The sequence below is a fragment of the Actinoplanes italicus genome, from assembly GCF_003001815.1.
Lineage (GTDB): Bacteria > Actinomycetota > Actinomycetes > Mycobacteriales > Micromonosporaceae > Actinoplanes > Actinoplanes italicus.
This window is the reverse complement of the sequence record NZ_PVMZ01000004.1, coordinates 246,124-260,061: the sequence shown is the minus strand read 5'-3', so window position 1 is coordinate 260,061 and position 13,938 is coordinate 246,124. Positions and strand designations below refer to the sequence as shown.

General features: G+C 70.7%; 9 protein-coding genes and 1 pseudogene. 8 read left to right on the top strand and 2 right to left on the bottom strand.

Going from position 1 to position 13,938, the window contains the following annotated elements:
• Window positions 1-681, top strand: coding sequence for a response regulator (locus CLV67_RS12445; protein ID WP_106317650.1), 681 nt, complete (start codon window positions 1-3; stop codon window positions 679-681).
• Window positions 682-783: 102 nt separating this feature from the next.
• Here the strand turns inward: CLV67_RS12445 and CLV67_RS53295 are convergent.
• Window positions 784-990 (bottom strand): annotated as a pseudogene (locus tag CLV67_RS53295) (phosphatase PAP2 family protein); the annotation flags it as partial.
• On the opposite strand from CLV67_RS53295, the gene CLV67_RS53290 reads away from it, so the two are divergent.
• The 7 genes from CLV67_RS53290 (at window position 899) to CLV67_RS12410 (ending at window position 12,461) form a co-directional block, all read left to right on the top strand.
• A complete protein-coding gene (locus CLV67_RS53290) occupies window positions 899-1,210 on the top strand; it encodes a hypothetical protein (protein WP_239166080.1) in 312 nt (103 codons plus the stop codon). The pseudogene CLV67_RS53295 and the gene CLV67_RS53290 overlap by 92 nt on opposite strands.
• A gap of 314 nt (window positions 1,211-1,524) precedes the next feature.
• Entirely contained in the window at window positions 1,525-2,091 is a 567-nt protein-coding gene (locus tag CLV67_RS12435; RefSeq protein WP_239166075.1) for a sigma-70 family RNA polymerase sigma factor, read from the top strand.
• Window positions 2,084-3,379: a sialidase family protein gene (locus CLV67_RS12430; RefSeq protein WP_106317646.1), complete on the top strand. Its 1,296-nt coding sequence runs from the start codon at window positions 2,084-2,086 to the stop codon at window positions 3,377-3,379. The genes CLV67_RS12435 and CLV67_RS12430 overlap by 8 nt, the downstream gene beginning before the upstream one ends.
• A 91-nt stretch (window positions 3,380-3,470) precedes the next feature.
• Window positions 3,471-4,619, top strand: coding sequence for an acyltransferase family protein (locus CLV67_RS12425; RefSeq protein WP_203736893.1), 1,149 nt, complete (start codon window positions 3,471-3,473; stop codon window positions 4,617-4,619).
• A 98-nt stretch (window positions 4,620-4,717) separates the two neighbouring features.
• Complete coding sequence (locus tag CLV67_RS12420) at window positions 4,718-5,539, top strand: hypothetical protein (RefSeq protein WP_106317644.1); 822 nt, start codon at window positions 4,718-4,720, stop codon at window positions 5,537-5,539.
• Between the two features lie 179 nt (window positions 5,540-5,718).
• Entirely contained in the window at window positions 5,719-9,417 is a 3,699-nt protein-coding gene (locus CLV67_RS12415; RefSeq protein WP_106317642.1) for a fibronectin type III domain-containing protein, read from the top strand.
• 110 nt (window positions 9,418-9,527) lie between these two features.
• Entirely contained in the window at window positions 9,528-12,461 is a 2,934-nt protein-coding gene (locus tag CLV67_RS12410; protein ID WP_106317640.1) for an EAL domain-containing protein, read from the top strand.
• Window positions 12,462-12,587: 126 nt separating this feature from the next.
• On the opposite strand, the gene CLV67_RS12405 is transcribed toward CLV67_RS12410, so the two are convergent.
• On the bottom strand, window positions 12,588-13,718 hold the full coding sequence (locus tag CLV67_RS12405; protein WP_106317638.1) for a tyrosine-type recombinase/integrase: 1,131 nt from the start codon (window positions 13,716-13,718) through the stop codon (window positions 12,588-12,590).
• Between the last annotated feature and the right edge of the window lie 220 nt (window positions 13,719-13,938).

Sequence of the window (13,938 nt, the reverse complement as noted above, 5' to 3'; positions counted from 1 at the left end):
ATGATCCGCGTACTGATCGCCGACGACGAACCGATGATCCGGGCCGGGCTGCGCGCGGTTCTCGCCACCGCCGCGGACATCGAGGTCATCGGAGAGGCCCGCGACGGACAGCACGCCGTCGAGCTGGCGCGGCGGCACCGGCCGGCGGTGGCCGTCCTCGACATCCGGATGCCCGGCATGAACGGCATCGAGGCGACGGCGGAACTGCGCAGGACCGTGCCGGTCACACGAGTGATCATTCTGACGACGTTCGGGGAGGACGACTACATCCTGCAGGCGCTCGGCGGCGGCGCCGCCGGCTTCTTGATCAAATCCGGCGAACCCGAGGAACTGATCATCGGGGTACGCGCGGTGGCCGACGGCGCCGCCTACCTGTCACCGACAGTCGCGGCCCGCGTCGTCGCGCACCTCGCCGCGACGGGCGCGGACACCCTGGCCACCCGGCGCTCCAGCGCCCGTGACCGGGTCGGCACCCTCAGCCCCCGGGAACGGGATGTGCTGGCCTTCCTCGGCAGCGGACTGTCCAACGGGCAGATAGCCCGGCGCCTGCACGTGGTCGAAGGAACGGTCAAGGCGCACGTGAGCTCCATCCTCGCCCGGCTGGGCGTGGACAACCGGGCCGCGGCCGCGGTGGTCGCCCACGAAGCGGGGATCGCTGTCCCACCACCCGCGCAGCAGTGACGACACCACCCGCTGGGCCGGCGGCGTGAGCCCCAGCAGCCCGGCCGCCACCACCGCGCCGCCGAGCAACGCACCGGCCAGAACGTCGTGCGGGTAGTGCACCCCGACCAGGACCCGCAGCAACGCGGCCGCCCCGGCCAGGGGCAACGTCAGCGCGGCGAGGCGCGGCCACGACAGCGCCAGCCCGGCGGCCAGCCCAGCGGCCAAGGTGGCATGGTTGCTCGGGAACGACCAGTCCCCGCCGGCGGGACAATCGGCGATGATCTCGATTCCGGTGCGCACCGCACGGCACGGCCGTTCCTCGTCCACCACCAGCTTGACCGCCTCACTGACCGCGTACGCCACGACGGTGCCGAGGCCGGTCAGCGCCGTCCCGGCAACCCCGCGCACGTCACGGCGGCGCATCGCCGTCCACCAGCGCGCGACCAGCAGCACACCCAGGATCACCAGCGTGCCCTCGGTCGCCACCTCCAGCGCCGGACCGGCCCACGACGGTGCACCCGCCACCGCCTCGATGACCGCCCGGTAGGCGGACACCGACACCCCGTCGGTGACCTGCACGGCCCCGGCCCGGCCCCACCCGCCCGGAGAAAGCGGGGCGATCGCCGCCGCGGCCGCTGCCAGGAGGCCGACAGCAGCCAGCGACCGGCGGGGCCCGCTCGTTGCTCGCGTTTCTCGTTTCATGGGGCTCGACCGTAGAAAGGAACGCAGCCGCAGACCCGAGCCGAACGGCAACCACGCACCCCCGACGATCGTCGGGTTGACCGCTGCGCCACCATGCCGGCAGCCGGCCGGGAGGATCTCCGAAGAAATCCTGGAAACTGATGCAACCGTACGGTCGAGGTGTTGGTCCTTCCTGGGACGAGCGGTGACGGCGGGGAGGGCGATTTGAATGCCGAGGAATCGGTACGGCAGGCGTACGAGGCCTACTACCGGCGGCTGGTGATCCAGGTGTACGGGCTGGTCGGCGACCTTGCCGAGGCGGAGGACGCGGTCCACGAGGCGTTCGCGCGGGTGCTCGCCTCGCCGCGATCCTTCCTGCGCGCCGACGACGCCGAACGCTGGCTGCGCGTCGCCGCTCTCAACGTCGCCCGGACCCGGTACCGGCGGCGGTGGCTGTTCGACAAACTCGTGCGTTCCGGGCGCGTCGAGATCGCCCCGGCGGCGATGTCCGGCCTGTCCGGCGACCGGGTGGCGCTGGTCGCGGCGCTGCGGCAGCTGGCACCGCCCACCCGCGAGGCCGTGGTCCTGCACCACCTGGCCGACCTGTCGGTGGCGGAGGTCGCCGCCACCCTCGACGTACCCGTGGGCACGATCAAGGCGCGGCTGACCCGCGGCCGGGCGGCGCTCGCCCGTTTCCTCTCCGACGATGAGACCGTCGCGCACGCCGAGGGGGTACGTCATGCGTGAACCACAGTTCGACGGACTGCGCTCCGCCGTCGGCGACGCGGTACGCCAGCCGGACTTCAGCAGCGTACGAACCAGGGCCGGCAAGGTCCGCCGGCGCCGCGCCGTCACCACCGCGGCTGCGTTCCTCGCCACCGTACTGAGCGTGACCGGCCTCGGATACGCCGTGCAGGGCGCCCCCGACGAGCTCGACCCGGCCGACGACCCGGTACCGACGATCACCGAGAGCCCCGGGGGCATGTGGTTCCTGTCGACCGAGGTCACGAACGTCGGCACCCAGCTGTACCGCGCCTTCCAACGGTGCCACGACTGTGACCCGGAGCTGCAGGTGTCACCGGACGGCGACTCCTGGCAGGAGCGCCAGGTCCCTCCCGCGCCGGGCGACGTCGCCGGCCGCCTCTCGCCGACCCTGACGGCCCTGGGCCCGGGCGTGGTGCTGTGGCGCGAGCGCCGTACCCTCACCGTCGCCGAGGTCGAGGCGATCGCGTCGGGAAACCCGTCCGGTGAGCAGAGCCCCACGAACCGGCCGTGGATCTCGCGCAACGGCGGCCTGTCCTGGCAGCAGGTCGTCGTCGACACGCAACCGGTCGCCGCGGTCCCGGACGGCGTCAAACCGATCGACTGCGCCCTGGTGGACTTCACCTGCCGGGTCGGGGTGATCGACCCGGTCACCGCCCGATTCGCGCCGCTGGCGGTCCAGCCCAGCGGCATCACGGCCGCGGACCGATGGACCGACATGGTCAACGTGCCGTTCGACGGGCGCCTGTGGGTGCCCGGACTGGACCCGGCCACCGGCAAGCCCGCCGTGGCGACCAGCTCCGACGCGGGACGCACCTGGCACACCCACGTCTTCACGGAGGCCGTACGCGCTCCGCAAGGAACCGGAGGGCCCGCCCAGCCGAGAGTCGCCGCCGGACCGGGCAAGGTCGCCTACGTCCTGACCTACCGCTCGAACGACGCATACGACGTGCACTACACCACCGACGGTGGGTCGACCTGGCGTGACGGGGACAAGATCGGCACCAGCCTGCCGTCGACCGGGTTCGTCGCCGCCGACGGTTCGCACATCGTCACGTCGGACCACGACGGACTCATCGCCGGCCGCGGCACCGGCCGATACGCGCCCGTCACCCTGCCCCGGTACCCGATGGACCCCAGCGGTTCGCCGACGGATCCCGCACTGGTCCAGGTCGCCTCGGGCAAGGACGGGCCCTACCTGGTGAACTCGGACGACGGGCCCTTCCTGTCCGACGACGGCCGGAACTGGCGCAGCGTCCGCCTCCTGCCCTGACGCTTCCCACCTGACCTCACACCCCCGACGGGCCGGCCACAGGCCACGCCCGTGGCCGGCGTGCGCCCAAAAACAGACAGGAACAGACCACGTGACTGCCGCCCCCGTGCAGGATCCACCCCTCACCGCCGCCCCGGCACCGCGTGCCGACCACCGGATCGCCGGGCTCGACGGCCTGCGTGCCCTGACCGCGCTGTACGTCGTGGTGCATCACTGCTGGCTGCTGTCGTTCCCCGGCTACCCGGCCAACACCGGCCCCGGCTGGCTCGGATGGCTGGTCCACGGCCGGCTCGCGGTCGTCGTGTTCATCGTCCTGTCGGGGTTCTCCCTGGCCATTTCCCCGGCCCGCAACGGGTGGCGGCTCGGCGGCACCCGCGGCTATCTGCGGCGGCGGGCGCGGCGGATCCTGCCCGCGTACTGGGCCGCCCTGGCCGTCAGCGCCCTGATCGCGGCGCTCGTGCCGTCGCTGCCGCTCAGCGCTCCACCGACACTGCGGTCGATGGCCGTCTACGGCCTGCTGCTGCAGGACGTCATCGCCGCTCCCGCACCCAACGGCGCGTTCTGGTCGATCGCCGTGGAAGCCGGCCTGTACCTGGCGTTCCCCCTCCTGCTGCTCGCCCGCCGCCGGGCCGGCACGGTGGTGACGCTCGCCGCGGTCACCGTGCCGGTCGTGGTCGCGGGCCTGTACGTTCCCGGCTGGTCCACGTCCGCGAGGGCCATCGGGTACACCTTGGAACTGGCACCCCTGTTCACGCTGGGCGCGCTGGCCGCCGGCATCCTCGCCGCGCGCGATCGGATCCGCTGCCTGCCCTGGCTCGGCCTGGCCGCGCTGGCCGCCGCCCCGGTGCTGACACTGATCGCGGTGCGGGGCCCGGCCTGGACGGGCAGCCACTACTACTGGATCGATCTGGCCGTCGGACCGGCGATCGCACTGCTGCTGGCGTCGCTGGCCACCGGCCGGCCCACCCGGCTCGTGCGGTTGCTGAGCTGGCCGCCGTTACAGGCTGCCGGCGGGTTCTCCTACAGCCTGTACCTGATCCACATGCCTGTCGTCGCCCTGGTCAGCACGCTGCTCGTGGCCCCGTACACCGAATCCCGCCTTTGCGTCTTCGCCCTCACCGTGACCCTGGTGGTACCGCTCTGCCTGGCGTCGGCGCGGGTGTTCGCCGCCGTTTTCGAATCACCGTTCCAGCGCCGCAACCAGTCAGACGTTTCCTCCGGATCCACGGAGTCGAAGTAGAGGGATGCACCCGGCGCCGTGCGGGTCGTGAAGCGGGGACACCTGTCGAGGTCGGGCCAGTCGAGTGTTCGAACGCCTTGTGAGCGAGCATCGAATCTGTGGAGATCGTGGAACAGTTCGTGCAGGGTAAGTACGGGGATCCGGAAGTGTGCGAGGACGCGATCATCGTGACCGCTGAGCACGCAGCGGTCATCGATGGCGCTACGGACGTGAGTGGCCGGCGTTACGGGGACATGACGGGTGGATGGTGGGCCATGGTGGCTTGCCGGGATGCCGTGCGGCGGCTTCCGCGTGACGTCGACGCGCACACGGCTGTTGCGGCCATGACCGCGGAACTGGCGGCCCGCATCGACTCGGAGTTGATCGCATCCGAACGGCCGAGCGCGGCGGTTACCGTCTATTCGCGAGCGCGGCGCGAGATCTGGCAGGTCGGTGACGCCGGATTCGCGTATCGAGGGCTCTGCGCGTCGGTCGGTCAGCCGCGCAAACTGGTCGATGAGGTCGCGGCGTCCTTCCGCGCCGCGGTTCTGGCCGCGGAGGCCGCCGCCGGAACGATCAGCATGGATCGGGTAGCGGAAGTCGATCCGGGCCGACTCGCGGCGCGAGCTCTGACCGGGCGGCAGGGCGCCCTGCGTAACAGCATCGGACCGTATGGGTATGCCGCCATTGACGGACGGCCGATTCCGCCGTCGTTGGTGGTAGTGCATCCGGTGCCCGATGACATCGACGAATTGGTGATCGCCAGCGACGGCTATCCGGTCATCGGCGAGACCTTGGCCGAGTCCGAGTCGAAGCTTGCCCTGCTCCTGGAGAAGGACCCTTGGTGCGTGGCCGAACTGGCAGGAACCAAGGGGGTTCTGCCGGGGCAGGGCAGCTTCGATGACCGTGCCTACCTGCGTATCCGCTTCCCGGGGCGGTGACGAACGCCGACAGTGCGACCTCCGTGAACCGCGGCGCATGACAGAGCCGCCGTTTGCGGAGTGCCGTCGGCGTGTCCGGCCGAGACAGGCGTCCGCAACCAGTCAGACGTTTCCTCCGGATCCACGGAGTTGAAGTAAAGCGGTGATGAAGTGCGCCCCGCCGTGATGGTGTCAGGGACGTGCTGCGAAAGACCCTGTCAACGGTCGGGACTCTGGCAACGCTGGCGGTGATGATGACGGCGACGGCGGCTGCGCTGCCGGCCATGGCTCAGCCGCCGGGCGGCTCGGGAAGCCAGGTGACCGCCGGCCTGTACCACACCTGCGCGCGCGACGGCGCCGGCCGGGCGTACTGCTGGGGCGAAAGCGGTGCGGGCCAGACCGGCAGCGAAAGCGACGACGGGCTGCGCGTGGCTCCGGCGGTCGTGGCCGCCGGAGCGAGACCGGCCGGGGTGACCTACACGCAGATCGCCGCGGGACACTACCGTACGTGCGGGCTGGGCAGCGACGGCAAGGTCTACTGCTGGGGCGCCAGCTCGGAGCCGGACAACTTCGTTCCCGTGGCGGTGAACACCGACGTGATCCTCACGTCGGTCGCCGCCGGCAACCGGCACATCTGCGGCCTGGGCGAGGACGCCAGGGCCTACTGCTGGGGCGGCAACGCGCACGGGCAGCTGGGGGACGGCAGCACCACGGACCGGTCCGCTCCGGTGGCGGTGGACACCGGCGTGACCTTCACCCGGCTCGCCGTCGGTGCCGACCACACGTGCGGGCTGGGCACCGACCAGGTGACCTACTGCTGGGGGCAGAACACCGACGGCAGGCTCGGGGACGGCAGCACCACGAACCGGTCGGCTCCGGTGGCGGTGACCGGCGGCGTGACCTTCACCGAGCTCACCGCCGGCGGCTACCACACGTGCGGCCTGGGCAGCGACGAGGTGGCCTACTGCTGGGGTGGCGGCGTTCTGGGGCAGCTCGGCGACGGCGACGTCCAGGACCGGCCGGCGCCGGTGCCGGTGGCTGCCGGGGTCGTGCCCTCCGGGGTCACCTTCACGCAGCTCTCCGCCGGTGGAACCTTCACGTGCGGGCTCGGCAGCAACGCCGCGGCGTACTGCTGGGGCTTCAGCTATGCGGGTCAGGTGGGCGACGGCGGCACCACTGACCAGCCGAGACAGGAATCGAGTCCGGTGGCGGTGGTGGCCGGGGAGATTCCGCCCGGGGTGACCCTCACCAGGCTCAGCGCCGGTGGCGGTCACACGTGTGCGACGGGCAGCGATGCCAACATCTACTGCTGGGGCAACGGCGGCGCCGGCCAGCTGGGCGACGGCGACGGCCTGTCCAAGTCCAGCCCGGTGGCGGTCTCCACCCTCGCCCAGCCGCCGACCGGCGTGACGGTGACACCCGGTGACCGCCAGGCGGTGGTGTCGTGGACCGCGCCGGCGAACTTCGGCAGCGGGACGCTGACCGGCTACACCGCGACCGCGTCGCCGGGCGGCCGGACGTGCGCGAGCCCCACACCGACGACCTGCACGATCACCGGCCTCACGAACAGTACGGCCTACACCGTGACGGTCACCGCCACGACGACGGCCGGTACGTCGGCCGCGAGCATCCCGTCGGCCCCGGCGACCCCGTTCGCCGGCCCGCAGCCGCCGACAGCCGTGACCGCGACACCCGGCGATCAACAGGTCGTGGTCTCGTGGACCGCGGCCGGCCTGGGCAGCGGTGCGCTGACCGGCTACACCGCGACCGCGTCGCCGGGCGGCCGGACGTGCGCGAGCCCCGCACCGACGACGTGCACGATCACCGGCCTCACGAACAGTACGGCCTACACCGTGACGGTCACCGCCACGACGACGGCCGGTACGTCGGCCGCGAGCGCCCCGTCGGCCCCGGTGACCCCGTTCGCCGGCCCGCAGCCACCGACCGGGGTCACCGCCACACCCGGCGACACCCAGGCGGTCGTCTCGTGGACCGCGCCGGCGAACCTGGGCAGCGGAACCTTGACCGGCTACACCGCGACCGCCTCGCCGGACGGGAGAACGTGCATCACAGCAGGGCCGACGAACTGCACCATCACCGGACTCACCAACAGCACGCCCTACACGGTCACGGTCACCGCGACCACGACCGCCGGAACGTCAACGGTGAGCACCCCGTCGGCCCCGGTGACCCCGTTCACCGCCCCGCAGCCGCCGTCCGGTGTCACCGCCACACCCGGCGATGAGCGGATCACGGTGTCGTGGACCGCGCCGGCGAACCTGGGCAGTGGAGCGTTGACCGGCTACACCGCGACCGCCTCGCCGGGCGGACGCGACTGCACCACACCCGCGGCGACGACGTGCACGATCACCGGCCTCACGAACAGTACGGCCTACACCGTGACGGTGACCGCCACGACGACGGCCGGCACGTCGGCCGCGAGCGCCCCGTCGGCCCCGGCGACCCCGTTCGCCGCCCCGCAGCCACCGACCGGGGTCACCGCCACACCCGGCGACACCCAGGCGGTCGTCTCGTGGACCGCGCCGGCGAACCTCGGCAGCGGAACCCTGACCGGCTACATCGCGACCGCGTCACCCGGCGGAAAGTCCTGCACCACGACAGGAGCGACAACCTGCACGATCACCGGACTCACCAACGGCGCCGCCTACACCGTGACGGTGACCGCCAGCACGACGGCCGACAAGTCGGCGGCGAGCAGCCCGTCGGCGCCGGTCACCCCCAGCGCCGGTCTGAAGGCGCCGTCCGGTGTGACCGTCACCGCGGGGGACCGGCAGATCACCGTCTCCTGGGATCCGGCGCAACCCGGCACCGAGACGCCGATCAAGTACACCGCGACCGCCTCGCCGAGCGGAAAGACCTGCACGATCAGCAGTAGCAGCATCCACGGCGGCCTCTGCACCATCCACGGCCTGACCAACGGCACCGCCTACACGGTCACCATGATCGCCACCAACAAGTCCGGGACGTCGCCGCCCACCGCCCCGTCCGGCCCGGTCACGCCGGTCGCGAGTCCTCCGGCGGGCCGGCCGCAACCACCGGTCGTCACCGCCGCGCAGCCCCAGAACGAGACGATCGCCGTGTCCTGGAACCCGGGTTCACCCGGCGCCGGAACGCTGCTCGGCTACACCGCCACGGCGACCGCCACCACTGATCCGTGCGCGGCCACCACCACGCCGTGCGTCACCACCGCCTCCAAAACCGCCACCCGGCTAGCGGCGGCGTCGGCCGACCCGGCGGCCTGCTCCACCACCGACGCTCAGACCTGCACCATCACCGGCCTGATCAACGGCACCAGCTATCTCATCACCGTCACCACCCACACCACCACGGGCGACTCCGAGGTGGACAGCACCGGGCCCGTCGTGAACACCACCCCTCACAACGGGGCTCTGGTACGGGGTACGCGTTTCACCACCACAGTGAAGGCCCAGGACCCGGCCGGTATCGGCCGCTCCTACCTCACCGGTCCGGATGGAGTCGGGCGCGCTGACTCGTACACCGAAGCCGAAGTCCCCACCGGTAAGGACGGCAACCGGACCGTCACCTGGATCGTGCTCGACAGACTCGGCAATCAGACCACCGCCTGGCGCACCGTGACCGTCGACAACACCGCACCTGCCGTGGCGTTGCGCAAGGCCCCCAAGAACGGCGCCAAGCTCACCAAAGCCACCACGATCACCGCCACCGCGAACGACCGTAACGGCATCGCCCGCGTGCAGCTGATCGTCAACGGCAAGCCGGTGGCCAGCGACACCCGGCCCGAGTACGCCTTCGCCCTGAACCCGGCCAGGTACGGCAAGAAGCTGACCGTGAAGATCCGCGCCTACGACCGGGCCGGCAACGCCCGGGACACCGGCCGGCGCACCTACCACCGGTGAACGACCTCCCGGGCCGGGTGACTTGCACGAAAACCTCAGACGGCGGCGGTCCCCGACGAAGTGCAATGAGGATGAGCCTCAGCCGCTCGCAGCGAGAGGAATGACCGCAGGTGTCGCGACCTTTCACCCTGGGTGTCCTGTCGCCATTCATCGGCGGCTGGTACTTCGGCGGCCTGCTCAGAGGCATCAGCAGGGTGGCCCTCGGCGACAACGCTGTGATGGTGGCGGTGCACACTCTCGACGCCGGCACCGAGCAGAGCGAGGTGACCGAACCCCCGTTGACGGGCAACCACATCGGCACCGCTCATGCCGACGGATTCATCGTTCTCATCAATGCGGCACGCGCGGACTATCTCGCCGAACTGCGGGCCGCCGGCAAGCCCGTCGTCACCGTCAGCCACGAGTATCCCGGGATCGGGTGTCAGCTGGTGCTGCCGGACAACGCCACGGGCGTCCGGGAAGCGGTCGATCATCTGATCGGGCACGGCCACCGGCGGATCGGATTCGTCGGATATCTCGACGCCGACGACGTACGCCTCCGGCATCAGGGGTACTTCCAGGCGCTCACGGACCAGGGCATCACCCCTGACCCCGACCTGCTGTTCCCCGCCCCCGACAACCTGATCGAGGGCGGCGAGCAGGCGGCACGCCTGATGATCGCGCGTGGCATGCCGTCGACCGCGGTGATCTGCGGTACCGACGCGAACGCGCTCGGCGTGATGCGTGTGCTCACCGAGTCGGGCTGCGCGATCCCGGCAGATCAGGCGATCGTCGGTTTCGACGACATCCAGGGCGCGTCCTACTGCCACCCCCGCCTCTCCAGCGTCAAACAGCCCGTCACCGAGCTCGGCATGACCGCCGCGCGACTGCTGTTGCAGCAGCTGCGGGAGGGCCCGGTCGGCGGCGAACGCCACTACGTCGACACGAAACTGACCGTGCGGGAGTCGTGCGGCTGTGTCGGCGGCGCACCCCGGATACAGCTCCCGCCCGACCTCGCGGAGCTGCTGACCGGCCCGATGAGCCCGGACGCCCGGCACAGGCTGGCCAGGGACCTCGACGGCGGACGTCCGGAAGAACTGCTCGGCATCGCACACCACCTGCGCAAAGCGGCCCTGTCGGCGGTGGGCGACCTCAGCGTCGACACTCCCGCCAGGCGGCACGCCGTGACCAACGTGGGTGAACTCATCCTGTCGCTCATGGAGGCACAGGGCCGCGCCCAGTACGCCGACTCCGACTATCTGCAGAAGTCGGCCAGCATGCAGTACGAAGTCAGCCTCGGTTTGCTGCGCAGCTACGAGGAGGATCCCCGTGGGTTGGCCTGGCTGTGCCGTACGCCGGTCTGGGCCGGCTGCCTCGCCCTGTGGCGCGACCGGGACGAGCCGTCAGGGCCCAGCCGATCACTCGAGATGGTCGGCGCGTTCTGCCGGGACGACGACGCGACGGCCGGCCACCGGCGACCGGTCTCCGCCCTCGTCGGCACGACCCTGCCGGTCACCGCATTCCCGCCGCGTGAGCTGCTCGAACTCGCGTGGGCCCATCCACAACGGGCGCTGACCGTGGCACCGGTCAAGGTCGACGACAGCGATTGGGGGCTGCTCGCCGTTGTCGACGGCATCGAAGACCGGGTCAGCAGCGGACGCGAACCCCTCAACCAGTGGGCGGCGCTGCTCACCTTCGCGCTTCAGCACCAGGCGGTGCTCGCCACGCTGCGCGTGCAGGAGGAGCGGTTCCGGATCGCCGCGCTGTACGACCATCTCACCGGGCTGCCCAACCGTTCCCTGTTCGTGCAACGGCTCGGCGAGACCCTTCAGCGGATCCGCCACCGCGGCGGCGCCCGGTTCGGGGTGCTCTTCCTGGACCTCGACGGCTTCAAACTGGTCAACGACAGTCTCGGCCACGACGCGGGTGACGCCCTGCTGACGCAGGTGGCCGCCCGGATCTCCAGCCAGTTGCCGGCGGGCGACACCGCGGCCCGCTTCGGCGGTGACGAGTTCCTGATCCTCGTCGAGGAGGTCGGCGACCCGCGTGCGCTGAGCGAGATCGCCGACCGGCTGCAGACGGTGCTGTCCCAGCCGTACCTCCTGGAGGGGCACGACGAGACCGTGGTGGTCGGCGCCAGTATCGGTATCACCGTGGGCACCGACCGGTACACCAATCCGGAGGACGTCCTGCGGGACGCGGACATCGCCATGTACTACGCGAAGACGCGCCGTAAGGGCTCGAGCGCGATCTTCCACGAGGCGATGCACACGCGGGTCGTGGACCGGATGCGTGTCGAGACCGATCTGCGGGCGGCGCTGGAGAAACAGGAGTTCGAGCTCCATTACCAGCCCATCATCGACCTGCGCACCGGCCGTACCCGATCGTTCGAGGCCTTGTTGCGGTGGCGGCATCCGGGCCGGGGTCTGCTGGCTCCGGAGCAGTTTCTCGCGGTTGCCGAGGAGACCGACCTCATGCGGCCCATCGGGCTGTGGGTGATGGAGGAGTCCTGCCGGCAGCTCGCCGCCTGGCAGCTCGGGGGACATGGTCCGCAGCCGTCCCGTCTCGCCGTCAATCTCTCGGTCTCCGAGTTCTGGGATCCCGAACTCATCGACAACATCGCCGCGTGCCTGGCGGCGCATCGGCTCACCACCGGAAGCCTCGCGGTCGAGATCACCGAGAGTGTTCTGCTGCGCGATGCCGCCGAGGCGCGTGCGGTCCTCGACCGATTGCACGCACTCGGCTGCGAGCTGCACATCGACGACTTCGGCACCGGCTTCTCCTCGCTGGAGGCGCTGCTCAAGCTGCCCATCGATGCTCTGAAGATCGACAACTCGTTCGTCGCGGGGCTCGGTCACGACCCCAGCAGCGAACAGCTGGTGCAGACCATCCTGCGGATGGGACAGGACCTCGACCTGGATCTGATCGCCGAAGGCATCGAGACCGAGGATCAGCGCCAGATGCTCTCCGGCCTCGGTTGTGACTACGGGCAGGGGTATCTGTTCTCCCCACCGGTGCCGCCCGAGGTCGCCATCATGGTGGTCGGACATCCCGCCTCGGCGTGAAATCCCAGGAGAATCGTTCTGACAGAATCACCGGCGCTCACGACGAGTCGACGCCGGTGTTGGCCCAGCGGGCCGGCAGTTGCCCGCTCCCCGCAGGCCACCGGCATCCAGGTCCTGGGTGCAGGGTCAAGGCCTGCGGCTGGCGCGACGGGCCCCGAGAAGGAACGCCGGGTCACGGTCTAGGTTGAACCGATCGCGGTCGTAGCGGCGAGTGGTGCGCGGGTCGGCGTGCCCCATGGCGTCCTGGACGTCTTCGAGAGGGATGCCCGCCTCGCGAGCGCCGGTGGCGAAGGCGTGCCGCAGCGAGTGCGGGGAAAGCCGGTCTGCGGAGGCGATACCGGCCGACTTCGCCAAGCGGCGAAGGGTGATGAAGATGTTGGGCTCCGCGAGGCGGCCGTCGGCACTGGCGCCGGTAGTGGCGAAGAGAGGGCCGGTGAGCTGATCGGCGCTGGTTCCCGTCGCGGCGGCGCGGGCGGCGAGGTATTCGTCGAGGGCCTGCAGCGTATGTGGGGTAAGCGGGCGCTCACGACTCAGACCGCCCTTGCCGACGAACCGCAGCGTGCGGTGTCCGGCGTTGTGGCTGAGGTCGTCAAGTTCGCGGTCGAGTGCCTCACTGATGCGTAAGCCCAGATCAGCGAGCAGGCGCAGCAGTGCCCGGTCTCGTAGGGCGGCCAGGTAGCGGGCTTGGCCGGTGGGTGTGCGGCTGGCGGCCACGATGCGGGCATCGGCCTGAGCGTCGGCGGCGGCCAGCAGCGCATCGACCTCGTCGAGAGTGAGGCCGGCGGTGGTTGAGGTATGCCGGTTGACTGCGGGCCTTTTGACGGCGGCGACTGGATTGCGAGCGATGGCACCGTCGGTGTTGGCCACCAAATGGGTGTACCAGCTCGAGATCGACGCCAGAGCGCGAGCGACAGTACTGGGCGCGGCCGGTCGGCCCGCACTGCCGGCGCTGCGCCAGACCTTGAACTGAGCCAGATCGGTGGGGCGGGCTGTGAGCGGATCGAGGCGTTCGCGGTCACACCAGTCCAAAAAGGCGCCGAGGTCCCGACCGTGGGCGATTTCGGTGTGGACGGACTCAGCCTCCAACAGCCAGGCGACCGTCAGACGGCGAGGGCTGTACCGGCTGCCGTCGTCTGCGGGCAATGCCGGGAGTGCGGCGACGAGCGCGGCGATCCGGGTGATACGGGCGGCGAGCGGGGCCGGCTCGGCGACGGCGACCGCGTCTCGTGGGGCCGGAAGTCCGGAGGGGACTGTCATCGTCGTCCGATCGCTCGCAGGAAGGTACTCATAGGATAACAGTAACTATTCTATGAGTACCTGATGCGACGCGCGGAGGCAAAGTCGGCCTATTATCGGTTTACCATTACCAGTAATCCGTTAGTTGGTGGTGAGTGGTGAGAAGGCAAACTCGTCAGACCCTTGGGCCTTGGGCTAGGCCGCCCGAATGTTGGTCCCCAAGCGCCGGGCAGGTGCCGGA